The following is a 23,213-nucleotide window of genomic DNA, read 5'->3' as shown; positions in this document are numbered from 1 at the left end:
CCCGGTCCAGATGATGCAAATTTCCCGTCCCGTTTCCCTTGGCAAATCCGCCGGCCTTGCAGCCGCAGGTCTTGTTTTTTCGTGTCTTGCAACTGTGGCTTTCGCCCAGAACACCACCAGCAACATGCAGGGCGTCAAGCTCTCCGGCGACCAGCCGATCGCGATTGAAAGCGACCAGCTCGAGATTCGCGATCAGGAGCGCAAGGCCTATTTCACCGGCAATGTGAAAGTGGTGCAGGGAACGACCACCCTTCAGGCCGGCAAGATGACGGTGAACTACAAGGGCGAGGGTTCTTCGCTCACCAGCGGCGATGCCAATATCGAAAAAATCTTCGTCGACAATAATGTCTATCTGACGTCCGAGACCCAGAAGGCGACGGCCGATCACGGCGAATTCGACATGGCGGCGCAGACCTTCATTCTGACCGGCAAGCAGGTCGTGCTTTCGGAGGGCACGAATGTCTTCACCGGCTGCAAGCTCACCGTTCTGATGAATACGGGACAGGCCAAGCTGGAAAGCTGCGGCGGCCCTGTCCGGATCATGCTCGATCCGAAATCGCAGAAAAAACAGTAGTCTTTCCTCGTGAAGATACCCTCGATCTCAAAGATATTCGGCGGCGGGCGCAGCCGATCCGCGGACGCGGCCTCGCCGGCGGACAAGACCCCCTATCAGGGCACGCTGATCGCGCATGGCCTGACGAAGACCTATAATACGCGCCGTGTCGTCAACGGGGTTTCGCTGGTCGTGCGCCGAGGCGAGGCCGTGGGACTGCTCGGCCCGAACGGTGCGGGCAAAACCACCTGTTTTTACATGATCACGGGCCTGGTGCCCGTGGATACCGGCAAGATCGCCATCAACGGCAATGATGTCACCACCATGCCGATGTATAGACGCGCCCGTCTCGGCGTCGGTTATCTGCCGCAAGAAGCATCGATCTTCCGGGGATTGACGGTTGAGGAAAACATCCGCGCCGTGCTGGAAGTGCATGAGCCGGACGCTGCCAAGCGCAACCGCAAGCTCGATGAGCTGCTGGAAGAGTTTCATATCGCGCAACTGCGAAAGTCGCCTGCCGTGGCGCTTTCGGGTGGCGAGCGGCGGCGTCTGGAAATCGCGCGCGCACTCGCGACCGATCCGACCTTCATGCTGCTCGACGAACCTTTCGCGGGCGTCGATCCGATTTCGGTCAGCGATATCCAGAATCTGGTGAGACACCTGACAGCGCGCGGCATCGGCGTTCTCGTGACCGACCACAATGTCCGTGAAACGCTCGGTCTCATTGACCGCGCATACATCATCCATGCCGGCGAGGTGCTGACGCATGGACGTCCGGACGATATCGTCAACAATCCGGATGTACGCCGTCTCTATCTCGGCAATAATTTCAGCCTTTGAACCTAGAGCGGGATAGCGAAAAGTGTGTGCGGTTTTCGCTTGAAATCCCGCTCTAATTATATGATCTAGATCATGATTTAAGATTTTAGGTCGTTTCGACCTAAAATCATCATGATCGGCACGCGAAAGATTCTTCATCGCGCCCCGCCCTAACGCTTGACCAAACAAGATAAAAAAGCAATTTTTGGGCCAAGTTCCGTCGTCTCAGTAAAATTTCTGGAAAATCAGGCGACGGAGAAGCTGTAAGGGGAGTTTCGCGTCCGCCATGGCATTGTCTGCCAGCCTTTTGCTGCGTCAAAACCAGTCTCTCGTGATGACACCGCAACTGATGCAGTCCATCCAGCTGCTTCAGATGACGCATTTCGAGCTGACGCAGTTCATCGCGCAGGAGGTGGAGCGCAATCCACTGCTGGAAATTGCGGCAAACGATGGCGATTTGAGCAGCGATGCCCCGGCAGAGACCGAGAGTTTCGGTGACGCGGACGGCGAAGGCTCGGAGAGATCTGCCACGGTGACGCCCGACAGCGACGACTGGTATGGCGACCGCGCCGCAAATCTCGGCGAGCAACTGGACACCAGCTTCGAAAACGTCTTTCCCGACGATGCCGAGCCCAGAAAGGCCGATGCGCCCGAACTGGTCGGCCAATGGAAATCCATGCCCGGCCAGGAGTCGGGGGAAAGTTACGATCTCGACGATTTCGTCGCGGCCAGACAGAGCCTCAGCGACCATCTCAATCAGCAACTGCCGCTCGCCATATCCGCCGCCGAGGACCGGATGATCGCCGATGCGCTGATCGGCCAGCTTGACGAGACCGGCTATATTGCGGCGGATGCCGTCGACGACGTCGCCGAACGGCTGGGAGCGGCCCCGTCGGCGGTCGAGCACGTTCTGAAGACGCTTCAGGGCTTCGACCCACCGGGTGTATTTTCCCGCTCCTTAAGCGAATGTCTCGCAATCCAGCTTGCCCAGAAGGATCGGCTCGACCCGGCCATGCGGGCTTTCGTCGACAATCTGGAACTTCTGGCGAAACGCGACTTCGCCTCCCTTAAAAAAATCTGCGGCGTCGATGAGGAAGACCTCCTCGACATGCTGGCGGAAATCCGCACGCTCAATCCCCGCCCCGGCGCGGGTTACGATTCGATGGTTTCGGAGACCATCGTTCCCGACATTATCGTTCGTCCCTCCTCCACCGGCGGCTGGCTGGTGGAAATCAATCCCGAGACGCTGCCGCGCGTGCTTATCAACCAGAGTTATTTCGCCGAGGTGTCGAAACACAAGGCACGCGCAGGCGAGGATCAGGATTTCCTGGCCGAATGCATGCAGACGGCGCATTGGCTGACCCGTAGCCTCGATCAGCGCGCCCGGACGATCATGAAGGTCGCGACGGAAATCGTGCGCCAGCAGGACGCCTTTCTCGTCAATGGCGTGGACCACCTGCGCCCGCTCAACCTCAAGACGGTGGCCGACGCCATCAAGATGCACGAATCCACCGTCAGCCGGGTGACATCGAAAAAATACATGCTGACGCCGCGCGGTCTGTTCGAGCTGAAATATTTCTTCAGCGTGTCGATCAGCGCCGTGGAAGGCGGAGACAGCCATTCGGCAGAAGCGGTGCGCCACCGCATCAAGGCCATGATCGCGCAGGAGGCCGCCGAGGCGGTTCTTTCAGACGATGATATCGTCGACAATCTGAAAAAGAGCGGCATCGATATCGCCCGCCGCACCGTCGCCAAATATCGCGAGGCGATGAACATCCCCTCGTCCGTGCAGCGACGTCGGGAAAAGAAGGCGCTGGCCAAGCTGTCCGCCTTCTAAGCGGCGACCGCGATCACGTTTATGGCGGTTTTTTGCCGCACCATTGACTCTTGCCACGGCAAGGGCTAGAAGCCCGCCGCACACATAAGCAAGGTCATTTGTAACGGATTCATCTCCACCGTCCATGGGCGTAAAATTCGAATGAGGGCTTTTTAAGGTCTTCGAAACGCTTGGATGCGCGCGCGGCTTGACGTAAGCTGGTACTCGCAAATCACTACAAAAAGGAAAATTTCCATGAGTGTGCGTGTATCTGGTAAACATATGGAGATCGGTGAATCTTTCCGTCAGCGGATCGAGGACAATATAGGTCTGGCGGTTACCAAATACTTCGATGGGGGGTATTCAGGCCAGGTGACCGTGGAGAAGTCCGGATCGCGTTTTGCCGCGGACTGCAAGCTGCATCTCGATACCGGCATTGTATTGCATGCGGCGGGTCAGGCAAATGATCCGCAGGCCAGCTTCGATGCCGCCGCAGAGCGGATCGAGAAGCGCCTGCGCCGCTACAAGCGCAAGCTTAAGGACCACCACAATGGTGCGAATGGCGTGTCGCAGGAAATCGCCTATACGGTGATGGATGCTATTCCCGATGAGGACCACGAGGTTCCTGAAGATTACGCACCCACCATCGTAGCGGAGAGTTCGAAACAGATTAAGACAATGTCCGTCGCCAGCGCCGTGATGGCGCTCGACATGACGGACGAACCGGTTCTGCTGTTCCGCAGCCCGGGCAAGGAATATCTCAACATCGTTTACCGGCGTCATGACGGCAATATTGGCTGGATCGACGCGGAAACGATCAAGAGCTGAACAGTCTGACAAGACGTGGGAGGCAGAGCGCGAAAGTGCATCTGCCTCCTGCATCGTCTCGATGGCATAAGGAAAAAGAGAATGGCGTTGGCAGATTTGCTGCAACAAGATGCGATTATTCCCGCCCTCAAGGTGAATTCCAAAAAGCAGTTGCTTCAGGAGCTGGCCGCAAAGGCAGCCAGAATTACCGGAGTCTCGGAACGGGAAGTTTTCGACGTCATCCTCCAGCGTGAGAAACTCGGCTCCACCGGTGTGGGCCACGGCATCGCCATTCCGCATGGCAAGCTCAACAGCATCCATCAGATCACCGGCGTCTTCGCGCGTCTTGAAACACCGGTCGATTTCGAAGCGCTGGACGACCAGCCGGTCGATCTGGTTTTCCTGCTGCTCGCGCCCGAGGGCGCCGGCGCGGATCACCTGAAGGCGTTGTCCAGAATTGCACGCGCCCTGCGCGACCCTGAACTGGTCGCCAAGCTGCGCGCCACCGATTCCGACACCGCAATCTACGCTTTCCTCAATCAGGAGCAGGCGACGGCGGCCTGATCGCGGGCTAACTCCCTCAGTTTAACGGCAATAAAAAACGCGCCCTGAAGGCGCGTTTTTTATGACGTAAGGATAGATGCCTTACGCGTCTTTTTCATTAAGAGACGAGGTGCCCGGCTCAGCCGATGCGGCAACTTCCGCCTTCGGGCCGCCCTTGGCGACGCCGACCATTGCCGGGCGCAGGACGCGGTCGCCGATGGTGAAACCGGCCTGAACCACCTGAAGCACGGTATTGTTCGGAACCGCCGGATTCGGAATTTCGAACATGGCCTGATGGAAATTCGGGTCGAACTTCTGGCCTTCGGCATCGATCTTCTTCACGCCGTGGCGTTCCAGCGTCGACAGCATCGAACGTTCCGTCATCTCGACGCCTTCGATCAAACCATTGAGACCGGCTTCGCCATTGGTCTTGAGTTCATCGGGAATGGCTTCAAGCGCGCGGCGAAGATTATCGGAAACGGCGAGCATATCGCGCGCGAAACCAGCGAGCGAATAGGCTTTCGCATCCTTGACATCGCGTTCCGTGCGACGGCGAAGATTGTCCATTTCGGCCGCAAGGCGCAGGAACTTGTCACGCAGGTCGGCATTTTCAGCCTTGAGCAGCTCGACCGGATCAGGTTCGGCAGCGTCAATCGGCTCTTCCCCGGCGAGCACGGGTTCGACAAACTCTTCGGCGACGTCCGCGTCAGGTCCGGGCTTTTTTGTATCGTCGGTCATGACGTTCTCCAGATTTGAATATGTTGGTTGCGCCCGATATCGAGCTTTGACGGGCAAAAATCAAGGCTTGCGGCGAAAAGCTTGCCGCATTCCCTGACCTTGCCGGTCTGTCCTATCTCTGCTTGCGGGAAAGGCGGGCCATGATCTGCGCCGTATAGTCCACCATCGGCACGATACGGGCGTAATTCAGACGGGTCGGGCCAATGACACCGACCGCACCCACGACACGATTATCCTCGTCACGATAGGGCGCGACGATCAGCGACGAACCGGACAGCGAAAACAGCTTGTTTTCCGAGCCGATGAAAATCCTGACCCCCGAGCCGCTTTCGGCGAGATTGAGGATTTCGATGAGATTTTCCTTGCGCTCCAGGTCGTCGAACAGCAGGCGCACCCGATCGATATCTTCCTCACCGGCGAGACCTTCGAGCAGGTTGGAGCGACCGCGAACGATGAGACGGCCAAGCTTGCCTTCCTCGTTATCTCCCGCCCATACCGCCAGACCACGCTCCACGAGGTCCTGCGCCAATATGCCGAGTTCCGATTGCAGCTCCGCCCGCTGCGTCTGAAACTGACCGCGCAACTCATGCAGCGTCTGACCGGAGAGATGGGCATTGATGAAATTCGCCGCTTCGGTCAATTGCGACGAGGAGATACCGGCCGGCAATTCGATGATGCGGTTTTCGACCTGATTGTGGTCGCCCACCAGCACGGCGAGCGCCTTGGTGGGCTCCAGCCTTATGAATTCGACATGCTTGAGGATGACGTCGTTCTTCGCCGTCAATACGAGGCCCGCGCCGCGCGACATGCCGGACAGCATGCGGCTCGCCTCCGTCAACAGGCCTTCCAGCGACTGTTCGTGGCCGGCGACCGGCCCGATCTGACGGTCGATAGTCGCCCTTTCCTCGGCGGGCAGATCACCCACCTGCATAAAAGCGTCAACAAAGAAACGCAGCCCCGTCTGGGTCGGCAGGCGACCGGCGCTGATATGCGGCGAATAGATGAGGCCAAGCTCTTCGAGATCGCTCATGACATTACGAACGGAGGCGGGTGAAAGCGACATCGGCAACAGCCGCGACAGGCTGCGCGATCCGAGCGGCTCGCCCGTATCGAGATAGCCTTCGACGATGCGCCGGAAAATTTCCCGAGACCGTTCATCCAGCAGCGATGCCTGATCTTTTGATAGCGGTGCGGAAAAACCCATTTCGTCCGTTCTTTGTCGTTCAAACCAGCTCACATCAATATAATGCGTTGCAACGCCGCGGCAAAATGGAAATTGGCTTTGCAAAAGCCCGGACCTCGCCTTAGAAGGCAGGGACCAACATGGAGAGTGGATCATATGCGGCCTTCAGGCAGAAAAACCGACCAGATGCGCAAGGTTTCCTTCGAGCGCAATTTCTCGAAACATGCCGAAGGTTCCTGTCTCGTGAAATTCGGCGACACGCATGTGCTCGTCACCGCAAGCCTTGAAGAAAAGACGCCGCCGTGGCTGCGCAACAGCGGCAAGGGCTGGGTCACCGCCGAATATGGCATGCTGCCGCGCTCCACCCATGAGCGCATGAAGCGCGAAGCCGCTTCCGGCAAGCAGGGCGGTCGCACGCAGGAAATCCAGCGCCTCATCGGCCGTTCGCTGCGCGCCGTCGTCGATCTGCAGGCGCTCGGCGAGCGCCAGATCAGCATCGACTGCGACGTGATCCAGGCCGATGGCGGCACTCGCACCGCCTCCATCACGGGCGCATGGATTGCGCTGCACGATTGCCTGAAATGGATGGAAACCCGTAACATGATCAAGGTTGAGAAGGTTCTGAAGGACCATATCGCCGCGATCTCCTGCGGCATCTTCGCCAACCAGCCGGTGATCGATCTCGATTATCTCGAGGATTCCTCCGCCGAGACCGATGCAAATTTCGTCATCACCGGCTCCGGCGGCATCGTCGAGGTTCAGGGCACAGCGGAAGGCGCGCCCTTCTCGGAGGAAGAATTCCTGACGCTGCTCGGTCTTGCCAAGGCCGGTTGCAGCGAACTGGTCGCCCTTCAAAAACAGGCGATCGCCTGAGCCGACAGGAAAGCACCATGCGCAAGCTCGATACCAGAACGATCGTCGTCGCCAGCCACAACAAGGGCAAGATCGCCGAAATCGCCGATCTGATCGGGCCTTTCGGCTTCTCCGCCAAGTCGGCGGCGGAGCTGAATTTCGAAGAGCCGGATGAGACGGGTACGACCTTCGAGGAAAATGCCGCAATCAAGGCGCTTGCCTCCGCTAAGGCATCCGGCCTTCCGGCTTTGTCCGACGATTCCGGGCTGGTCATCGATGCGCTGGATGGTGCGCCAGGTGTCTATACCGCCAATTGGGCGGAAACGGCCGACGGCACGCGCGACTTCGCCATGGCGATGCAAAAGGTCGAGGATGCGCTGGCCGAGCGTGGCGCATCGAAGCCGGAAGACCGCACCGGCCGCTTCGTCAGCGTGCTGTGCCTAGCCTGGCCGGATGGGCATCTCGAATATTTCCGCGGCGAGGTGGAAGGCACGGTGGTGTGGCCGCCACGCGGAACGAGCGGTTTCGGTTACGATCCGGTCTTCAAACCGGAAGGATACGACACCACATTCGGCGAGATGAGCGCGGATGAAAAACACGGCTGGAAACATGGCGACGCCTTCGCGCTTTCGCACCGTGCCCGGGCGTTTAAAAAATTCGTAGAAACCTGCCTGGAGGCATGAACCCGATGGTCGGGGAGCATCAACTTTCTGCCCCCGGCGCGTCGCTTCTGCCGGATACGGGCGATCCCGGTTTCGGGATTTATCTGCATTGGCCCTTCTGTGCGGCCAAATGTCCCTATTGCGATTTCAACAGCCATGTCCGCCACCGGCCGGTGGATCAGGAACGGTTTACGGCGGCCTTTCTCCGTGAAATGGAACATATGCGGACGCTGAGCGGCCCGCGTGTCGTAACCAGCATCTTCATGGGCGGCGGCACGCCATCGCTAATGGACCCGCAGACGGTCGCGGCACTTCTCGATGGCGTCTCGCGCTTCTGGCATGTGCCGGATGGTATCGAGATCACCATGGAAGCCAATCCTTCCAGCGTCGAGGCGGAGCGTTTTCGCGGTTACCGCGCGGCGGGCGTCAACCGTGTCTCGCTCGGCGTGCAGGCGCTGAACGACCGCGACCTGAAGTTCCTTGGCCGCCTGCATGATGTTGCCGATGCCTTGAAAGCCATCCGGCTGGCGCGGGAGATTTTTCCGCGCATGTCCTTCGATCTCATCTATGCCCGCCCGAACCAGACGGTGGCCGAATGGGACGCCGAGCTGAAAGAGGCTGTCTCCTACGCGGTCGACCATCTTTCGCTCTATCAGCTGACCATCGAGGAAGGCACACCCTTTTACGGGCTGCACAAGGCCGGCAAGCTCATCGTGCCGGATGGCGAACATTCGGCCGTGCTTTATGAGGCGACGCAGGAAATCACCGAGCGTTACGGCATGCCGGCCTATGAGGTTTCCAACCATGCCCGGCCCGGCGCTGAAAGCCGTCACAACCTGACCTACTGGCGTTATGGCGATTATGCCGGCATCGGCCCCGGCGCGCATGGACGCCTGACGAGAGGCGCTTCCAAGCTCGCAACCGCCACCGAGCGCCACCCGGAAAACTGGCTCGAAACCGTTGAGCGGGAAGGCCACGGCATGGTCGATCAGGAACTGCTTGGCGTTGATGAGCAGGCCGATGAATTGCTGCTGATGGGACTTCGCCTGCGCGAAGGCATCGATCTCGCCCGCTGGAGCGATCTTTCCGGCCGCGATCTCGACCCGGAGAAGGAGGAATTCCTCCTCCAGCACGGTTTCGTGGAGAGGCTCGGCAATTCCCGCCTGCGCTGCACGCCGTCCGGCATGCTTATTCTGGACGCGGTGGTGGCCGATCTCGCCTGCTGACGCCAGCCTCCACCCAGCTTTAGCCCAATGAACATGGCGACAATAAAAAAGCGGCCCGAAGGCCGCTTTTTTCATGCGTTGTTTTCGTTGATCAGGCGTTTCAACAGCTCAACCTCATGGCCGAGCTTGGTGTCGCCGGAAATCAGTTCCTCGATCTTGCGCACGGCATGCAGAACCGTGGTGTGATCGCGACCGCCGAAACGGCGACCGATCTCGGGGAAAGACCGCGGCGTCAGCATCTTGGCCAGATACATGGCGATCTGGCGCGGCTTGACGATGACGCGGGTGCGGCGGTTGGACACCAGCTCCTGTCGCGACACATTATAGTGCTTGGCGACGATGCGTTGAATATCCTCGATGCGTACACGCTTGGCCTCACCCGTCCCGACGAGATGCGACAGCAGCTCATCGACACGATCAACCGAGAGGTTCGGCTCGAAGGAGCGACGGAACATCAGCTGGTTGAAGGCGCCTTCCAGTTCGCGTCCGCTTGCCGTCACGCTCTTGGCCACATGGGTCAGGATTTCATCCGAAATCTCGAAGGACGGATCGTCCTGACGTGCCGAGCCGAGGCGGCGGTTGAGCATTTCATAGCGCATGTCGTAGTCGGGACCTTCGATCTCGATGGCCATGCCGCCCTGAAGACGGGAACGGACACGCGGATCGAGCGATTCCAGCTCCCACGGCGCACGGTCAGCCGCAACCACGACCTGCTTGGCGCTGTCGAGCAGCATGTTCAGCAGATGGCAGAATTCGTGCTGGATCATCTTGCCCTGCAGGAACTGCATGTCATCGATGACGAGCAGGTCGATATTGCGCAGCGTGTCCTTCAGCGTCAGCGCGTCATTGTCGCGGATCGCGGTTGCGAAACGCCACATGAAATATTCGGCCGTCAGATAGACGACGCGCGGATTGCGCGGGCTGTCGATGGCGGCATTGGCGATTGCCTGCAGAAGATGCGTCTTGCCGAGGCCGACACCCGCATGGATGAAGAGCGGGTTGAAGCGCACGGCGCCGGCACCGGCTTCGGCGATCGTCTTTGCCGCCGCAAGCGCGACGCGGTTGGACGAGCCTTCGACAAAGGTATCGAAGGTGAAACGTGTGTCGAGCGGCGAACCGAACAACGGCCCGGAACCGCCCTGACGCAGGGTCGCCTGCGAAGCCGCAGGCTGTGCGGCAGGCGTCGCGGGCTGCGACGGAATGAAGGACTTGTTACGCTGAACCGCGCCGACTTCCGGAACGGGCTGCGCCCTTTCCTCGGTCTGAGCCGGACGGACCGGGCGGCTGGCCGAGCGGACCAGAATCTCCACCTTCAGCACATCCGGATCCTCGCTCTGGACGAGGTTCGTGATCAGATCCATGTAACGGTTGTTGATCCAGGACTTCAGAAAGGTCGTCGGAACGGTAAAACGGACGACGCTTTTCGAAACGGAATGGAGTTTGAGCCGTGCAAACCAGCTTGCATAGACCTCCGGACCAACCTGTGCCTTGAGCCGCGCGCTAAAACGTTCAAACAGCGCATCGTGCGTCATTGCCGATTTGTCCCCTGCCGCATCTGAGCAAGCTGCATCACGCGTCTTTGGTGCGCGGTCCCCATCAGCCACCGCACCCATCGCCAAATTCAATTGCATATTGCCGCCTTTCAAATTGCCAATCATAGCCTGACGATCAAAGATCGATCGCCAGAGATCCCCCTCGTATATTTTTGCCTCCAGCGTTCCCCTCGAAAGAACGTCAAAGGCGACTACTCGTTTGCGAGCCGGTTATCCCATTTCCCTCCCCCTCATGGAGAGGCCTGCGACACGCTAAAACGCTCCTTTCGTTACAACCTTAAGGCGCATTCTTGAGGACAAAAAACTCCCGCCCGTTCCGGAGACCGAAACGGCACAAAAAGCTCCATGACCTGAAAAAACGGACCCCGAAAGACCCGCCAGCAAGAAGGTGAATATCGTCGATACGATCATCGAGATAATCTGTGGACTGAGATCCGCACCCCTTGTTGAAATGCATTTAGGCAGGATCGTGGGGAGAGATCAATGGCGTTTTTTCTGCAAAAACTCAGATCGGCCATTGACTCGCAAAGGCCGTTTTGCATCACCGACGAGGTGCGAAGCAGAATCGCTTATGAATCAATGAGATTCAATTTTGGCAATTTTTGAGAGCTGATTTTGGCAAAAAAATAAAAATCTTCTTGACTCAAAACTAGCCGCGACTTCCGTAGAGAAAGCCCCGGAGTTTTCCAGAGACCTCCAGCAAGCTGTTGTTTTTATTGCAAATTTCCTGTCGTCCATCTGACATGCGTTTGTCACGTTACGGCAGCAATGGTTAACGGGCAGTTAGAATCACAAAAAGCCCGGTCAAAAGACCAGGCTTTTTGAATAATTATTTGTGATTAGCCGGATTAGGCGGAAAGAGCCTTAACGCGCTGTGCGAGACGCGACACCTTGCGGGATGCGGTGTTGCCGTGCAGAACGCCCCGGGTGGCGGCGCGCTGGATCTCGGGCTGAGCTGCCTTCAGAGCTTCGGTAGCGACTGCGAGATCACCGGAAGCGATGGCTTCCTCGACCTTGCGGATGAAGCCGCGAACGCGCGAACGGCGAGCCTTGTTGACTGCGGTACGGCGAGCGATCTTGCGGGTCGCCTTTTTCGCCGAAGTTGTATTGGCCATGTATGCCTCTCTTCGAATTCAAACCAAATTCCGCAACCATAGGATCGGGTCGTTCGAAGACCTCACGTAACCCAAGAATGCGGGAGTAATTTCGGACAAGCCGGATGGCTTTCCTTAACCGTGGGCGGGCATATACCGCTAAAGCTTACGCCCGTCAACGCGCAAAACGCTTAAAAGCGCCGATATTCCGAATCCTTAGCGATTCCGGAAAGCGGGTTTGCGCTTTTCCACGAAGGCGGCCATGCCCTCCTTCTGATCCACTGTCGCAAAGAGCGACTGGAAGGATCGTCTTTCATATCTCAGTCCTTCCGCAAGCGGCACCTCGAAGGAGCGATTGACGCTTTCCTTGGCCATGAGAACGGAAGCACGCGACAGGGAAGCGATGCGGGTTGCCGCCTCCACCGCCTCGTCCATGAGATTTGCGGCCGGCACGACACGCGACACGAGACCGGCGCGCTCGGCTTCCGCCGCATCCATCATGCGCCCGGTCAGAACCAGGTCCATGGCCTTCGCCTTGCCCACCGCCCTCGTCAAACGCTGCGAGCCGCCCATGCCAGGGATGACGCCGAGGGTGATTTCCGGCTGGCCGAATTTTGCCGTGTCCGAAGCGATGATGAAATCGCACATCATCGCCAGCTCGCAGCCGCCGCCCAGCGCAAAGCCGGATACGGCGGCGATGACCGGCTTGCGGGTGGCCGCAACCTCCTCCCAGCCGCCGAGAAAATCGCCGACATAGGCATCGACGAAATCCAGCCCCTGCATTTCCTTGATATCGGCGCCTGCCGCAAATGCCTTTTCCGAACCGGTAATAATGATCGCACCGATGGAATCATCGGCGGAAAACGAAGACAGAATGTGCCGCAGCTCTTTCAGAAGCACCGAATTGAGAGCGTTGAGCGCCTTGGGGCGGTTGAGGGTGATAACACCCACCTCATCGCGTTTCTCGACCAGTATCGTTTCATAGTCCACGGCAATCTCCCCTTCCGGCACTCCGGCTCCGTTACTTCTGGCAGGCGGCGCAATAAAAAGTCGAACGACCGGCCTGCACCACCCTTTCAACCGTACCCCCGCAGCCGGGTGTCCGGCAAGGCTGGCCTTCCCGATCGTAGACCGAAAAGGAATGCTGGAAATAACCGAGCGTTCCGTCCGTCTGTATATGGTCTCGCAATGAGGAGCCGCCGGCGGCGATGGCGTCGGCGATCACGTCGCGGATTTTCTCCGTCAGATCGACGAGCTGCGCTTTGGGCTTGCCACCTTTCGTCACCAGCGTTCCCGCCGCCCGCAAAGGCGAAAGATGCGCGCGCCACAGCGCCTCGCAGACATAGATATTGCCGAGGCCGGCAATAACCTTCTGGTCCAGCAGCGTGCTTTTCAGGGGCTGGCTTTTACCCTCAAACCGGCTCGCCAGATAATCCGCGCTCAGTGCATTGCCTGTCGGCTCCGGGCCTAGCTCGGCAAAAGCGGGGTAAAGGTCGAGCCTGTTGCGCTCTACCAGATGCATGAAGCCGAAGCGGCGCGGATCATTATAGATGACGCAGACGCGCTCTTCCCCTTTTTCCAGATGAAAGACGACATGGTCATGCTTGCCGTCTTTGGAACGGGCATGGTGAAACGTACCTGGCGCATTGCCAATCTCATCTGCCTCCGCCTCGATGCGGAACGAGCCGGACATGCCGAGGTGGGAAACGATGGTCAGCCCATCCTCCAGTTCGATCAGAAGATATTTCGCCCTGCGCCCGAGCGACAGGATCGTCTTGCCTTCGATAAGCACTGCGAAATCCTGCGGGAATGGAAAGCGCAAATCGGGGCGGCCGAGATGGAGCCTGCGGACCCTTGCGCCTTCCATGGCGGGCGCAAGGCCGCGTCTGACGGTTTCGACTTCTGGCAATTCTGGCATCTGGCTTATCCGACAGTTTATCGTTAGGACCATGTGGTCTATACAGTGCACGCGAAATGTCGCGCCCAGGCGATGCGGCAACAGATAGCGTTGCCATGGCGTTTCCGCTATGGTCCGCCACGCAATAAATATGGAGACAGACGATGACCGACGCCCGTACCACTGCCCAAGGCGGCATGGAAACGTCCTATGGCTTCCACAAGGTGGACGAAGGCAAAAAGCAGGGGCTGGTCAACGAAGTCTTCCACAAGGTGGCCAAACGCTACGACATCATGAACGATGTGATGTCGGCCGGCCTGCACCGGCTGTGGAAAGACGCCATGGTGTCTTCGCTTTCGCCGCGCAAGGATGCGTCCTACAAGGTTCTGGACGTTGCGGGCGGCACCGGCGATATCGCCTTCCGTATCATCGAAGCCTCCAACCGTCTGGCGCATGCCACCGTTCTCGACATCAACGGCTCGATGCTGGCCGTCGGCGAAGAGCGTGCGGTAAAAAAGAAGCTTTCCGACAATCTGACCTTCGTGGAAGCCAATGCCGAGGAACTGCCTTTCGAGGCAAACAGTTTCGACGCCTATACGATCGCGTTCGGCATTCGCAACGTACCGCGCATCGACGTCGCGCTGAAGGAGGCCCATCGCGTGCTGAAACGCGGCGGGCGGCTGCTGGTGCTGGAATTTTCCGAGGTCGAAATGCCGTTGCTTGACCGCGTCTACGACGCCTGGTCGTTCAACGCCATCCCGCAATTCGGCAAGATGATCACGGGTGACGCCGAGCCCTATCAATATCTGGTCGAATCGATCCGCAAATTCCCCAATCAGGAGGATTTCGCGACGATGATCCGCACCGCCGGCTTCTCCCGTGTCTCCTATACCAATTACACCGGCGGCATCGCCGCCCTGCATTCCGGCTGGAAGCTTTAAGACCATGGCCGGCAGACGCAGGAGACAAGCATAAGCATGAGTACTTTGGGCGCATATTTCCGCCTCGCAAGGGTTGGCTGGGTTCTCGTGCGCGAAGGCGTCGTGCTGGCCCTGCCTTCCGATGACCTGCCTGCTTCCGCCCAATTGTTGAAAGCGTTGCTGAAGCCGTTCGCCCGCAGCAAGGCGAAAAGGGCGCAGCGCAGCGACCGTCTGGCGGTGGCTGTCGAGCGGCTTGGTCCTTCCTATGTGAAGATGGGTCAGTTTCTCGCCACCCGGCCGGATGTGGTGGGCGCCGACTTCGCCGACGATCTCGCGAGCCTTCAGGACCGCATGGCCTTTTTCCCGGCGGCTGCGGCGAAAGCGAATATCGAAGGCTCGCTCGGCCGTTCGGTGTCCGATCTCTACAGGGAATTCGGCGATCCTATCGCCGCCGCCTCCATTGCCCAGGTTCATCCGGCAATGGTGGATACGCCGAAGGGGCCGCGCAAGGTGGCCGTCAAGGTCATCCGCCCCGGCGTGCGCCAGCGTTTCCAGAACGATCTCGAAGCGATGTATCTGATCGCCGATCTGCAGCAGCGTTTCGTCCGCTCCGCCCGTCGCCTGCGCCCGGTCGAGGTGACACGCACGCTGGAGCAGACCACCAAGATCGAGATGGATCTGCGGCTCGAGGCCGCCGCCCTTTCCGAACTTGCGGAAAACACCAAGGACGATCCCGGATTCCGAGTTCCCGAGGTCGACTGGGAACGCACCGGGCGCGATGTCGTCACCATGGAGTGGATCGACGGCGTCAAGATGTCGGATATCGAAGGGTTGAAGGCCGCCGGCCACGACCTGAACAAACTCGCCGACACGCTGATCCAGTCCTTCCTGCGGCACACGCTGCGCGATGGTTTTTTCCATGCAGACATGCATCCCGGCAATCTCTTCGTCGATGCTGAGGGCGAGATCGTCGCCGTCGACATGGGCATTGCCGGACGTCTCGGCAAAAAGGAACGCCGCTTCCTTGCCGAAATTCTCTACGGCTTCATTACCCGCGATTACATGCGGGTGGCGGAAGTGCATTTCGAGGCCGGATACGTGCCGGGCCATCACGATATAGCAAGCTTCGCCCAGGCGATCCGCGCCATTGGCGAGCCAATCCACGGCCAGCCGGCCGAAACGATCTCCATGGGCAAGCTTTTGACGCTGCTATTCGAAGTGACCGAGCTTTTCGACATGGAAACGCGGCCGGAACTGGTGATGCTGCAAAAGACCATGGTGGTGGTGGAAGGCGTGTCGCGCATGCTCAATCCGCGCTTCAACATGTGGAAGGCGGCAGACCCGGTCGTCGGCGGCTGGATCAGGGACAATCTCGGCCCGAAACGCATCGTCACCGATCTGAAGGACGGCGTGAAGGCGGCCCTCAAGCTTGCCGAGGCAGCGCCGGAGATCGCTGCCAAGACGGAAAAGCTGCATTCCGAACTGATGTATATGAGCGAGAATGGTCTGCGTTTCGACGCGCAGACGGCGGAAGCCATCGGCAAGGCGGAAGCGCGCCACACCAAATGGGGACGGGCGGCACTCTGGGTCATAGCGCTGACGCTTCTTTACATCGCAATCAGGATAAGCTGAGCATCTCGGCACCGGTGAGTGCCATGTTTGTGTAATGCATTGGAGCGATAAGGGCCTGATCTCCAATCGAGACAGGTGATCGATGCGGGGTAAGGGCTGCTTTGATGCCTGCGCGGAATTGCGCCGGCGGTATGGACGGATGATGCCGGACGGGATTTGATTTTGATGGCAAAAGCGCAAGGACTGAAAGAGGCCCTTTCCTATTCTTCGTGGCCGCTGGTGTTCGTCGGTGGCCTGATGGGGTCCTATTTCGCTTTCACGAGCAGCCATCCGATCGCGGCCTTTTTGACCGTTTATGCGGGCGCGGTTTTGAGCCTGTTTCTTCTCGAACGCTATATTCCCTACGAAATCCAATGGCTTGAGGGTGATGGCGAGACCGTGAACAGCATCGGCCATACGCTTTTGACGAAAGGGCTGGTCCAGCTCGCAGCCGCCGCAGCGGCAATCTTCCCGATGGTGACCGCCAATGTGCTGCAGCCGCTCGCCGCAATGCGGTTCGACCTGTGGCCGTCTCATCTGCCGATGATCCTTCAGGTCGCGCTTGCGGTGACGATTGCCGAATTCGGCCTCTACTGGTCCCACCGTATTGCGCATGAAACCGTATTCTTCTGGCGTTTCCATGCGCTGCATCACAGCGTCGTGCGGCTCTGGGTCGTCAATACGGGACGGTTCCATGTGGCCGATTCCCTGTTCAAGATCGCGCTCAGCCAGATTCCGCTTTATTTCATGGGTGCGCCGCTACAGGTTTTCTGGTGGCTCGGTGCCGTTACCGCATTCATCGGTATTTTGACCCATTGCAACGTCGATATGAAAACGGGGCCGCTCGATTACGTGTTCAGCACCCCGCGCCTGCACCGCTGGCACCATTCAAAACAGCTTCCGGAAGGAAACACCAATTACGGCGAGAATCTCGTCTTCTTCGATCTGATCTTCGGCTCCTACCATAATCCCGACAGGCCTTCTTCCACCGATATCGGTATCAAGGGCAAGATTGCGAAAGGATTCCTGCCGCAGCTCCTGCAGCCCTTCACCAAGGAAGGCGTCCGCCAGATCATCGGCAAGGACACCAAACTCGACTGAACCGAAAAACTACAGGGCACGCGCAGTATCGATCACGATACCGAGTTCGCCCCGCAGTTTTTTGGTCAGACCGGCTGCGACAAGCTCATAGGAGCGGCGCACATAATGCTCCAGTTCTTCCTGTTCGAGCGGGGAATGATCGCCAATCGATATCCATTTGCGTTTGGCGAAATAGGGCGCCTGCCCTATGCCTTCCAGCGAGGTCAATATTTCGAAGCTCTCTTCCGAGCATTTCACGACCAGCCGCCAGTCCTCCCGCTCGCCAAGCACGGCAAAGACCTTGTCGCCCACCTTGGCAACGTGCGAATCCCATTGGTCGACAAAACGCACGCCCGGCCATTTGCCGAGCACCTTGTCGAAAGTCTTGCGATCGAACAGGCTCATGCGAGTTTCTCCGCGATCAGGGCCGCCAGACGTTTTGCAACGTCGGCCTTGTCGAGATCCGGCCAAACGTCGATGCCATCTGCGGAAATGATCTTCACGCTGTTGCGATCCCCGCCCATGATGCCGGTTTCCGCCGAAACATCATTCGCGACGATATAGTCCGCCCCTTTGCGCTCCAGCTTCGCCCGGCCGTTCTTCTCGACATCCTGCGTTTCGGCAGCAAAGCCCACCACAATCTTCGGGCGCTTTTCATGGTGGCCGACGGTTTTGAGAATATCGGGATTTTCCGTCAGTTGCAGCGCCGGCGGCGCATCGCCCGGCTGCTTCTTGATCTTCTGTTCCGACGAGCCCGTCACCCGCCAGTCGGCGACGGCGGCGACCATGACGGCGATATCCGCCGGCAGTCTCGATATCACCGCATCGCGCATCTCCTCGGCGCGCTCGACATGGATAGTCGTGACCCCGGCAGGATCGGCGATGGTGACCGGGCCGGAAACCAGCATGACCTCTGCCCCCAGTTCCGCCAGAGCCGCCGCAATGGCATGGCCCTGCTTGCCCGAGGAACGGTTGGCGATGTAGCGCACCGGGTCAATCGGTTCATGCGTGGGGCCGGAGGTCACGATTGCCGTTCTGCCCTTCAGGGGCTTTGGCCCCTCATCCAGCAGTGCCGCGACGGCTTCGACGATCTGCAATGGCTCGGCCATACGGCCAAAACCAGCCTCGCCCTTCTCTGCCATCTCACCGGCCATGGGTCCGATGAAAAACACGCCGTCTTTTTTCAGCGTTTCGACATTCCGCAGCGTGGGCTTTGCCGCCCACATTTTCGGGTTCATCGCCGGTGCCACCAGCACCTTTCGATCCGTCGCGAGAAGAATGGTGGAGGCAAGATCGTCTGCCAGACCATTCGCCATCTTCGCCATCAGATCGGCGGTGGCGGGCGCCACAAGCACGAGGTCGCAGTCACGCGCCAGCCTGATATGGCCGACATCCTGTTCATCCTGCCGGGAAAAGAGCTCGGTGAAGACATGGGTGGCGGAAAGTGCACCGACGGCAAGCGGCGTGACGAATTCCTGGGCGCCCTTCGTCATCACCAGCGTCACCTTCGCGCCGCGCTCCTTCAGGCGGCGGATGAGATCGAGGCTCTTATAGGCCGCTATGCCACCGGAGATGATGAGGAGAATATGTTTGCCTGAAAGCGTCATGATGCCGGACCAGTTTCCCGTTTCAGGGGAAACTAGAGCATTTCCAGTGAAAACGTAATCACCTTCAATGCTCTAGCTCTTTGTTTTTTCCGCATTTCCGGACGGAAAACCGCTGCGCACTTTTCCTGAAAATGCTCGGCCCTTGGCATACAAAGTGCAATCCGGCTGATATCACGCCGCCTTGGCGACGTGATATTCCTTGATCGCGACCATCTTGATCGCCGGAAAACGCTCGGACTCATAGCGGAGCGAGAAGGCGTCCTGCGCCAGAAACACCGGATCGCCATCCAGATCGCGGGCGATATCGCCGCGCTTGACGTTGAGGAACTTGTCCATTTCCGCCGGCTGATCGGAGGAAATCCAGCGGCAGACGGAAAAGCGCGACATTTCGAACGAGACCGGCAGACCATATTCGCCCATCAGACGCTCCTTCAACACGTCGAGCTGCAGCGCGCCGACGACACCGACGATGGCCGGCGAACCGTCTTCCGGCGAAAAGAGCTGCACGACGCCCTCTTCCGCCATCTGTTGCAGGGCTTCCTTCAGCTTCTTGGCCTTCATGGCGTCCTCCAGCCGCACGCGACGGAGAATTTCCGGCGAGAAGTTCGGCACGCCCTGGAAGACGAGGTTTTCACCCTCGGTCAGCGTATCGCCGATGCGCAGCGTGCCATGGTTCGGGATGCCGACCACGTCGCCCGCAAAGGCCGTATCGGCCAGCTGGCGCTGCGAGGCGAAGAAGAACTGCGGCGCAGTGAGGCCCATCTGTTTGCCGGTGCGAGCAAGCCGCGCCTTCATGCCGCGCTCCAGCTTGCCGGAGCAGATGCGGGCAAAAGCGATGCGGTCACGATGGTTCGGGTCCATATTGGCCTGAATCTTGAAGACGAAGGCCGTCATTTTTTCTTCAGCCGCATGTACGGTGCGGGTATCCGCCACCTGATCGCGCGGCGGCGGCGCGAAATCGCCAAGCGCATTGATGAGGTCGCGCACACCGAAATTGCGCAGCGCCGAACCGAAGAATACCGGCGTCATATGACCTTCGAGAAATGCCTGACGATCGAAAGGACGGCAGGCTTCCAGCGCAAGCTCCGTTTCTTCGACGAAAAGATGGCGCTCATTTTCCGGCAGGCGATCGGCAACCGCCTGCGGACCGTTAACCGGCATGGCTTCCACCTGCGTATCGACGCCACGGAAGGTGCTTTCGGCAAGATTATAGGCGCCGCAGAAGGTCTTTGCCCGACCGACCGGCCAGGTGATGGGCGCAGTATCGAGCGCGAGCTTCTCTTCAACCTCATCCAGAATCTCGAAGGGGTCGCGGCTTTCGCGGTCCATCTTGTTGATGAAGGTGATGATCGGAATATCGCGCATGCGGCAGACTTCGAAGAGTTTTAGCGTGCGCGGCTCGATACCCTTGGCGGCGTCGATGACCATGATCGCCGCATCCACCGCCGTCAGCGTGCGGTAGGTGTCGTCGGCAAAGTCTTCGTGGCCGGGCGTATCGAGAATGTTGAAGACACGGTCGTTATATTCGAAGGTCATGACCGAGGTAACGACCGAAATGCCGCGCTCGCGCTCGATCTTCATCCAGTCCGAACGGGTCTGGATGCGATCCTTCTTCGCCTTCACCTCACCGGCAAGCTGGATCGCTCCGCCGAACAGCAGCAGTTTTTCGGTAAGCGTGGTCTTACCCGCATCCGGGTGCGCGATAATAGCAAAGGTGCGGCGGCGGGAGACCGCCTCGGCAAGTGTTTCGGCCATCTGACAAATCCTGTGGAATTGCGGGCTATCTAGCGTTTCAGGCCCGCATTTGCAATTGACCTTGCCGCGATCTCGGCAAACTAATGCCGCATGACCCTTCAAAACGACAATCGCCCCCCTCTCCGGCTCGTCCGCCTCGCCAATGGCGCTGACCTCGAATTGCCGTCCTACGAAACCCGTGGCGCCGCCGGCATGGACCTGCGCGCTGCCGTACCTTCCGGTGAACCGCTGACCCTGCAACCGGGCGAACGCGCGCTGGTCCCGACCGGTTTCATCTTCGAGGTTCCGCAGGGTTATGAGGCGCAAATCCGCCCCCGCTCCGGCCTCGCCATCAAGAACGGCATCACCTGCCTCAACTCCCCCGGCACGGTGGACAGCGATTATCGCGGCGAAGTGAAAGTCATCCTCGCCAATCTGGGCCAGGACGTTTTCGTCATCGAGCGCGGCATGCGCATTGCTCAGATGGTGATCGCTCCGGTAACCCAGGTTGTTGTGAGCGAGGTGACGGAGACCTCGCAGACGGCGCGGGGCGCCGGCGGTTTCGGCTCCACCGGCGTTTAGCGACACCGCTGGGACAGACGTGCGGACTGATTGTCTTTACCCGGCAATTTCGTTATGGATTTAGCGGATTTTTCAGGAAACACGATCATGACGCTGACGACACTTTTCGCCTATGCCACCGCCCTCTTCATCGCCGCCGCCATTCCCGGCCCCGGCATGACGGCGATCGTGGCGCGGGCGCTGGGTTCGGGCTTTCGCGAAACCTTCTTCATGGGTCTCGGGCTGGTGCTGGGCGACATGATTTACCTGACCGCTGTGATCCTGGGCCTGGCCTTCGTCGCGCAGACCTTTCAGGAAGCCTTCATGGTGCTGAAATTCGCGGGCGCGGCCTATCTCCTTTATATTGCCTGGAAGCTTTGGACCGCCGGTCTGCTGCCGCAGGAGCTGAAGGCCAAGAAAAGCGCCAGCATGCCCATGTCCTTCCTGTCCGGACTGCTGATCACGCTCGGCAACCCGAAAACCATGCTGTTTTATGTGGCGCTGGTGCCGACACTGATCGATATCCGCATGATCGGCCCTTCGGAATATGCGACCCTTCTCGCCATCACCTTCGTCGTGCTGATGGCGGTTCTCCTGCCTTACATCCTGCTTGCGGCCAAGGCGCGTAACCTCCTGAAAAGGCCGAGCGCCTTGACGATCCTCAACCGTACGGCGGCGGGTATTCTGGCCGGAACCGCGACCATGATCGCGATCCGCAGCGCGTAAAACAAATTCGTGCATTTATGCGATTTATCGTGAAATTATTCCTGCAATTTAGGGATATTAGGACGAACGTTCGCTAGCTTGCGAAAGCTATTGCTCCTATTCTGCCGCTCAAATCTTGCGGTCTTTACACAGGAGAGCATCATGCCCGAAGCCAGAAAGCCCGGACGCGGACGCGTCTATTCCTCAATTACGGAAACAATCGGCGACACACCGATCGTGCGGCTCGACAAGCTGGCGAAGGAGAAGGGCGTGAAGGCCAACCTTCTCGCCAAACTCGAATTTTTCAATCCCATCGCTTCCGTGAAGGACCGCATCGGCGTCGCCATGATCGAAGCTCTGGAAGCGCAGGGCAAAATCACCCCCGGCAAGACCACGCTGGTGGAGCCGACCTCCGGTAACACGGGCATCGCGCTTGCCTTCGCCGCCGCTGCGAAGGGCTACAAGCTGATCCTGATCATGCCTGAAACCATGTCGGTTGAACGCCGGAAAATGCTGGCCCTGCTCGGCGCCGAACTGGTGTTGACCGAAGGCCCCAAGGGCATGAAGGGCGCCATCGCCAAGGCGCAGGAACTGGCCGAGACCCTGCCTGACGCCATCATTCCGCAGCAGTTCGAAAACCCCGCCAATCCCGATATTCACCGCAAGACGACAGCTGAAGAAATCTGGAACGACACCGAAGGCACGGTCGATATTCTCGTCTCGGGCATCGGCACCGGCGGCACCATCACCGGCACGGGTCAGGTGCTGAAGTCGCGCAAGCCCGAGGTGAAGGTCATTGCCGTCGAACCTGCCGACAGCCCGGTTCTTTCCGGCGGCAACCCCGGTCCGCACAAGATTCAGGGCATCGGCGCCGGTTTTGCACCCGCCATCCTCGACACCGGCATTTATGACGAGATCGTCACCGTGACAAATGACGAGGCTTTCGAAACCGCACGTCTGGCGGCAAGGCTGGAAGGCGTGCCGGTCGGCATCTCCTCGGGTGCGGCGCTGGCGGCGGCAATCAAGGTCGGCGCGCGGGAAGAAAATGCCGGCAAGAACATCGTCGTCATCATTCCTTCCTTTGCGGAACGTTACCTTTCGACGGCGCTTTTCGAAGGCCTTGGGCTTTAAGCTAAGCTTTCAAACGCGGTACGATCGCGCGCCAGATTAGCGAATATTCTTATGTGCCGCCGACTCCGCTGGCGGCACAATGTTTTTTCAGGGAAGGCACAAAAGGCGACCTTCTGGAGCA

At 59.0% G+C, this 23,213-nt stretch carries 23 protein-coding genes; 14 read left to right on the top strand and 9 right to left on the bottom strand.

The window, feature by feature from the left end; all coding sequences use genetic code 11:
• The first annotated feature begins 10 nt into the window (after nt 1–10).
• The 5 genes from L901_RS18160 to ptsN all read left to right on the top strand — a co-directional run bounded on the left by L901_RS18160 (nt 11) and on the right by ptsN (nt 4,559).
• The gene (locus tag L901_RS18160; RefSeq protein WP_003503784.1) at nt 11–574 is read left to right on the top strand and encodes an LptA/OstA family protein; all 564 of its coding nucleotides are present in this window, start codon (nt 11–13) and stop codon (nt 572–574) included.
• A 9-nt stretch (nt 575–583) separates the two neighbouring features.
• Entirely contained in the window at nt 584–1,393 is an 810-nt protein-coding gene (gene lptB, locus L901_RS18155; protein WP_003520083.1) for an LPS export ABC transporter ATP-binding protein, read from the top strand.
• Between the two features lie 265 nt (nt 1,394–1,658).
• Nucleotides 1,659–3,209 (top strand): RNA polymerase factor sigma-54, encoded by a 1,551-nt coding sequence (gene rpoN, locus L901_RS18150; RefSeq protein WP_059759324.1) that lies wholly within the window; start codon nt 1,659–1,661, stop codon nt 3,207–3,209.
• Between the two features lie 234 nt (nt 3,210–3,443).
• Nucleotides 3,444–4,016, top strand: a complete 573-nt coding sequence (hpf, locus tag L901_RS18145) for a ribosome hibernation-promoting factor, HPF/YfiA family (protein WP_059759321.1) — start codon at nt 3,444–3,446, stop codon at nt 4,014–4,016.
• Nucleotides 4,017–4,097: 81 nt separating this feature from the next.
• Complete coding sequence (gene ptsN, locus L901_RS18140; RefSeq protein ID WP_003503792.1) at nt 4,098–4,559, top strand: PTS IIA-like nitrogen regulatory protein PtsN; 462 nt, start codon at nt 4,098–4,100, stop codon at nt 4,557–4,559.
• A gap of 81 nt (nt 4,560–4,640) precedes the next feature.
• Here the strand turns inward: ptsN and grpE are convergent, their stop codons facing one another.
• Together grpE and hrcA are read right to left on the bottom strand one after the other, a co-directional pair.
• On the bottom strand, nt 4,641–5,276 hold the full coding sequence (gene grpE / locus L901_RS18135; RefSeq protein ID WP_059759318.1) for a nucleotide exchange factor GrpE: 636 nt from the start codon (nt 5,274–5,276) through the stop codon (nt 4,641–4,643).
• 112 nt (nt 5,277–5,388) lie between these two features.
• Nucleotides 5,389–6,480: a heat-inducible transcriptional repressor HrcA gene (hrcA, locus tag L901_RS18130; RefSeq protein WP_020811203.1), complete on the bottom strand. Its 1,092-nt coding sequence runs from the start codon at nt 6,478–6,480 to the stop codon at nt 5,389–5,391.
• A gap of 135 nt (nt 6,481–6,615) precedes the next feature.
• On the opposite strand from hrcA, the gene rph reads away from it, so the two are divergent.
• From rph to hemW, 3 genes are read left to right on the top strand one after another with little or no spacing between them, the layout of a single operon-like run.
• Nucleotides 6,616–7,332, top strand: coding sequence for a ribonuclease PH (gene rph / locus L901_RS18125; RefSeq protein WP_003503798.1), 717 nt, complete (start codon nt 6,616–6,618; stop codon nt 7,330–7,332).
• A gap of 17 nt (nt 7,333–7,349) precedes the next feature.
• Nucleotides 7,350–7,994: an RdgB/HAM1 family non-canonical purine NTP pyrophosphatase gene (rdgB, locus tag L901_RS18120; RefSeq protein WP_003520089.1), complete on the top strand. Its 645-nt coding sequence runs from the start codon at nt 7,350–7,352 to the stop codon at nt 7,992–7,994.
• A 5-nt stretch (nt 7,995–7,999) separates the two neighbouring features.
• Complete coding sequence (gene hemW, locus L901_RS18115; RefSeq protein WP_059759503.1) at nt 8,000–9,199, top strand: radical SAM family heme chaperone HemW; 1,200 nt, start codon at nt 8,000–8,002, stop codon at nt 9,197–9,199.
• Between the two features lie 71 nt (nt 9,200–9,270).
• Here the strand turns inward: hemW and dnaA are convergent, their stop codons facing one another.
• The 4 genes from dnaA to mutM form a co-directional block, all read right to left on the bottom strand.
• Nucleotides 9,271–10,731, bottom strand: coding sequence for a chromosomal replication initiator protein DnaA (gene dnaA, locus L901_RS18110; protein ID WP_003520091.1), 1,461 nt, complete (start codon nt 10,729–10,731; stop codon nt 9,271–9,273).
• Between the two features lie 869 nt (nt 10,732–11,600).
• Nucleotides 11,601–11,867 (bottom strand): 30S ribosomal protein S20, encoded by a 267-nt coding sequence (gene rpsT / locus L901_RS18105; RefSeq protein ID WP_003493474.1) that lies wholly within the window; start codon nt 11,865–11,867, stop codon nt 11,601–11,603.
• A 195-nt stretch (nt 11,868–12,062) separates the two neighbouring features.
• Entirely contained in the window at nt 12,063–12,836 is a 774-nt protein-coding gene (locus L901_RS18100) for an enoyl-CoA hydratase (protein ID WP_059759315.1), read from the bottom strand.
• A gap of 31 nt (nt 12,837–12,867) precedes the next feature.
• Nucleotides 12,868–13,764, bottom strand: coding sequence for a bifunctional DNA-formamidopyrimidine glycosylase/DNA-(apurinic or apyrimidinic site) lyase (mutM, locus tag L901_RS18095; protein ID WP_059759312.1), 897 nt, complete (start codon nt 13,762–13,764; stop codon nt 12,868–12,870).
• Between the two features lie 143 nt (nt 13,765–13,907).
• On the opposite strand from mutM, the gene ubiE reads away from it, so the two are divergent.
• From ubiE to L901_RS18080, 3 genes are all read left to right on the top strand, one after another.
• The gene (gene ubiE, locus L901_RS18090; protein WP_059759309.1) at nt 13,908–14,684 is read left to right on the top strand and encodes a bifunctional demethylmenaquinone methyltransferase/2-methoxy-6-polyprenyl-1,4-benzoquinol methylase UbiE; all 777 of its coding nucleotides are present in this window, start codon (nt 13,908–13,910) and stop codon (nt 14,682–14,684) included.
• A 36-nt stretch (nt 14,685–14,720) separates the two neighbouring features.
• Nucleotides 14,721–16,295: a 2-polyprenylphenol 6-hydroxylase gene (gene ubiB / locus L901_RS18085; protein ID WP_059759307.1), complete on the top strand. Its 1,575-nt coding sequence runs from the start codon at nt 14,721–14,723 to the stop codon at nt 16,293–16,295.
• Between the two features lie 165 nt (nt 16,296–16,460).
• Nucleotides 16,461–17,375 carry a sterol desaturase family protein gene (locus L901_RS18080; RefSeq protein ID WP_059759304.1) on the top strand — a complete coding sequence of 305 codons (915 nt, stop codon included), beginning with the start codon at nt 16,461–16,463 and terminating at the stop codon, nt 17,373–17,375.
• Between the two features lie 9 nt (nt 17,376–17,384).
• On the opposite strand, the gene L901_RS18075 is transcribed toward L901_RS18080, so the two are convergent.
• From L901_RS18075 to L901_RS18065, 3 genes are all read right to left on the bottom strand, one after another.
• Complete coding sequence (locus L901_RS18075; protein WP_003520098.1) at nt 17,385–17,759, bottom strand: MmcQ/YjbR family DNA-binding protein; 375 nt, start codon at nt 17,757–17,759, stop codon at nt 17,385–17,387.
• On the bottom strand, nt 17,756–18,961 hold the full coding sequence (gene coaBC / locus L901_RS18070) for a bifunctional phosphopantothenoylcysteine decarboxylase/phosphopantothenate--cysteine ligase CoaBC (RefSeq protein ID WP_059759301.1): 1,206 nt from the start codon (nt 18,959–18,961) through the stop codon (nt 17,756–17,758). The genes L901_RS18075 and coaBC overlap by 4 nt, the downstream gene beginning before the upstream one ends.
• Before the next feature lie 171 nt (nt 18,962–19,132).
• Nucleotides 19,133–20,716, bottom strand: a complete 1,584-nt coding sequence (locus L901_RS18065; protein WP_059759298.1) for a peptide chain release factor 3 — start codon at nt 20,714–20,716, stop codon at nt 19,133–19,135.
• Between the two features lie 90 nt (nt 20,717–20,806).
• On the opposite strand from L901_RS18065, the gene dut reads away from it, so the two are divergent.
• The 3 genes from dut to cysK all read left to right on the top strand — a co-directional run bounded on the left by dut (nt 20,807) and on the right by cysK (nt 23,092).
• Nucleotides 20,807–21,277, top strand: coding sequence for a dUTP diphosphatase (gene dut / locus L901_RS18060; RefSeq protein ID WP_059759295.1), 471 nt, complete (start codon nt 20,807–20,809; stop codon nt 21,275–21,277).
• Nucleotides 21,278–21,364: 87 nt separating this feature from the next.
• Nucleotides 21,365–21,982, top strand: coding sequence for a LysE family translocator (locus L901_RS18055; protein WP_059759292.1), 618 nt, complete (start codon nt 21,365–21,367; stop codon nt 21,980–21,982).
• Between the two features lie 141 nt (nt 21,983–22,123).
• Nucleotides 22,124–23,092 carry a cysteine synthase A gene (cysK, locus tag L901_RS18050; RefSeq protein ID WP_059759288.1) on the top strand — a complete coding sequence of 323 codons (969 nt, stop codon included), beginning with the start codon at nt 22,124–22,126 and terminating at the stop codon, nt 23,090–23,092.
• Nucleotides 23,093–23,213: the final 121 nt, after the last annotated feature.

Source organism: Agrobacterium sp. D14 (genome assembly GCF_001526505.1).
GTDB lineage: Bacteria > Pseudomonadota > Alphaproteobacteria > Rhizobiales > Rhizobiaceae > Agrobacterium > Agrobacterium leguminum.
This window is presented reverse-complemented; position numbering and strand designations above follow the sequence as displayed.

Excerpts from the sequence above, each read along its gene's own strand:
- L901_RS18160 (WP_003503784.1), top strand. The coding sequence starts at position 11 with ATGATGCAAATTTCCCGTCCCGTTTCCCTTGGCAAATCCGCCGGCCTT.
- rpoN (WP_059759324.1), top strand. The coding sequence starts at position 1,659 with ATGGCATTGTCTGCCAGCCTTTTGCTGCGTCAAAACCAGTCTCTCGTG.
- hpf (WP_059759321.1), top strand. The coding sequence starts at position 3,444 with ATGAGTGTGCGTGTATCTGGTAAACATATGGAGATCGGTGAATCTTTC.
- ptsN (WP_003503792.1), top strand. The coding sequence starts at position 4,098 with ATGGCGTTGGCAGATTTGCTGCAACAAGATGCGATTATTCCCGCCCTC.
- grpE (WP_059759318.1), bottom strand. The coding sequence starts at position 5,276 with ATGACCGACGATACAAAAAAGCCCGGACCTGACGCGGACGTCGCCGAA.
- hrcA (WP_020811203.1), bottom strand. The coding sequence starts at position 6,480 with ATGGGTTTTTCCGCACCGCTATCAAAAGATCAGGCATCGCTGCTGGAT.
- rph (WP_003503798.1), top strand. The coding sequence starts at position 6,616 with ATGCGGCCTTCAGGCAGAAAAACCGACCAGATGCGCAAGGTTTCCTTC.
- rdgB (WP_003520089.1), top strand. The coding sequence starts at position 7,350 with ATGCGCAAGCTCGATACCAGAACGATCGTCGTCGCCAGCCACAACAAG.
- hemW (WP_059759503.1), top strand. The coding sequence starts at position 8,000 with ATGGTCGGGGAGCATCAACTTTCTGCCCCCGGCGCGTCGCTTCTGCCG.
- dnaA (WP_003520091.1), bottom strand. The coding sequence starts at position 10,731 with ATGACGCACGATGCGCTGTTTGAACGTTTTAGCGCGCGGCTCAAGGCA.
- rpsT (WP_003493474.1), bottom strand. The coding sequence starts at position 11,867 with ATGGCCAATACAACTTCGGCGAAAAAGGCGACCCGCAAGATCGCTCGC.
- mutM (WP_059759312.1), bottom strand. The coding sequence starts at position 13,764 with ATGCCAGAATTGCCAGAAGTCGAAACCGTCAGACGCGGCCTTGCGCCC.
- ubiE (WP_059759309.1), top strand. The coding sequence starts at position 13,908 with ATGACCGACGCCCGTACCACTGCCCAAGGCGGCATGGAAACGTCCTAT.
- ubiB (WP_059759307.1), top strand. The coding sequence starts at position 14,721 with ATGAGTACTTTGGGCGCATATTTCCGCCTCGCAAGGGTTGGCTGGGTT.
- L901_RS18080 (WP_059759304.1), top strand. The coding sequence starts at position 16,461 with ATGGCAAAAGCGCAAGGACTGAAAGAGGCCCTTTCCTATTCTTCGTGG.
- L901_RS18075 (WP_003520098.1), bottom strand. The coding sequence starts at position 17,759 with ATGAGCCTGTTCGATCGCAAGACTTTCGACAAGGTGCTCGGCAAATGG.
- coaBC (WP_059759301.1), bottom strand. The coding sequence starts at position 18,961 with ATGACGCTTTCAGGCAAACATATTCTCCTCATCATCTCCGGTGGCATA.
- L901_RS18065 (WP_059759298.1), bottom strand. The coding sequence starts at position 20,716 with ATGGCCGAAACACTTGCCGAGGCGGTCTCCCGCCGCCGCACCTTTGCT.
- dut (WP_059759295.1), top strand. The coding sequence starts at position 20,807 with ATGACCCTTCAAAACGACAATCGCCCCCCTCTCCGGCTCGTCCGCCTC.
- L901_RS18055 (WP_059759292.1), top strand. The coding sequence starts at position 21,365 with ATGACGCTGACGACACTTTTCGCCTATGCCACCGCCCTCTTCATCGCC.
- cysK (WP_059759288.1), top strand. The coding sequence starts at position 22,124 with ATGCCCGAAGCCAGAAAGCCCGGACGCGGACGCGTCTATTCCTCAATT.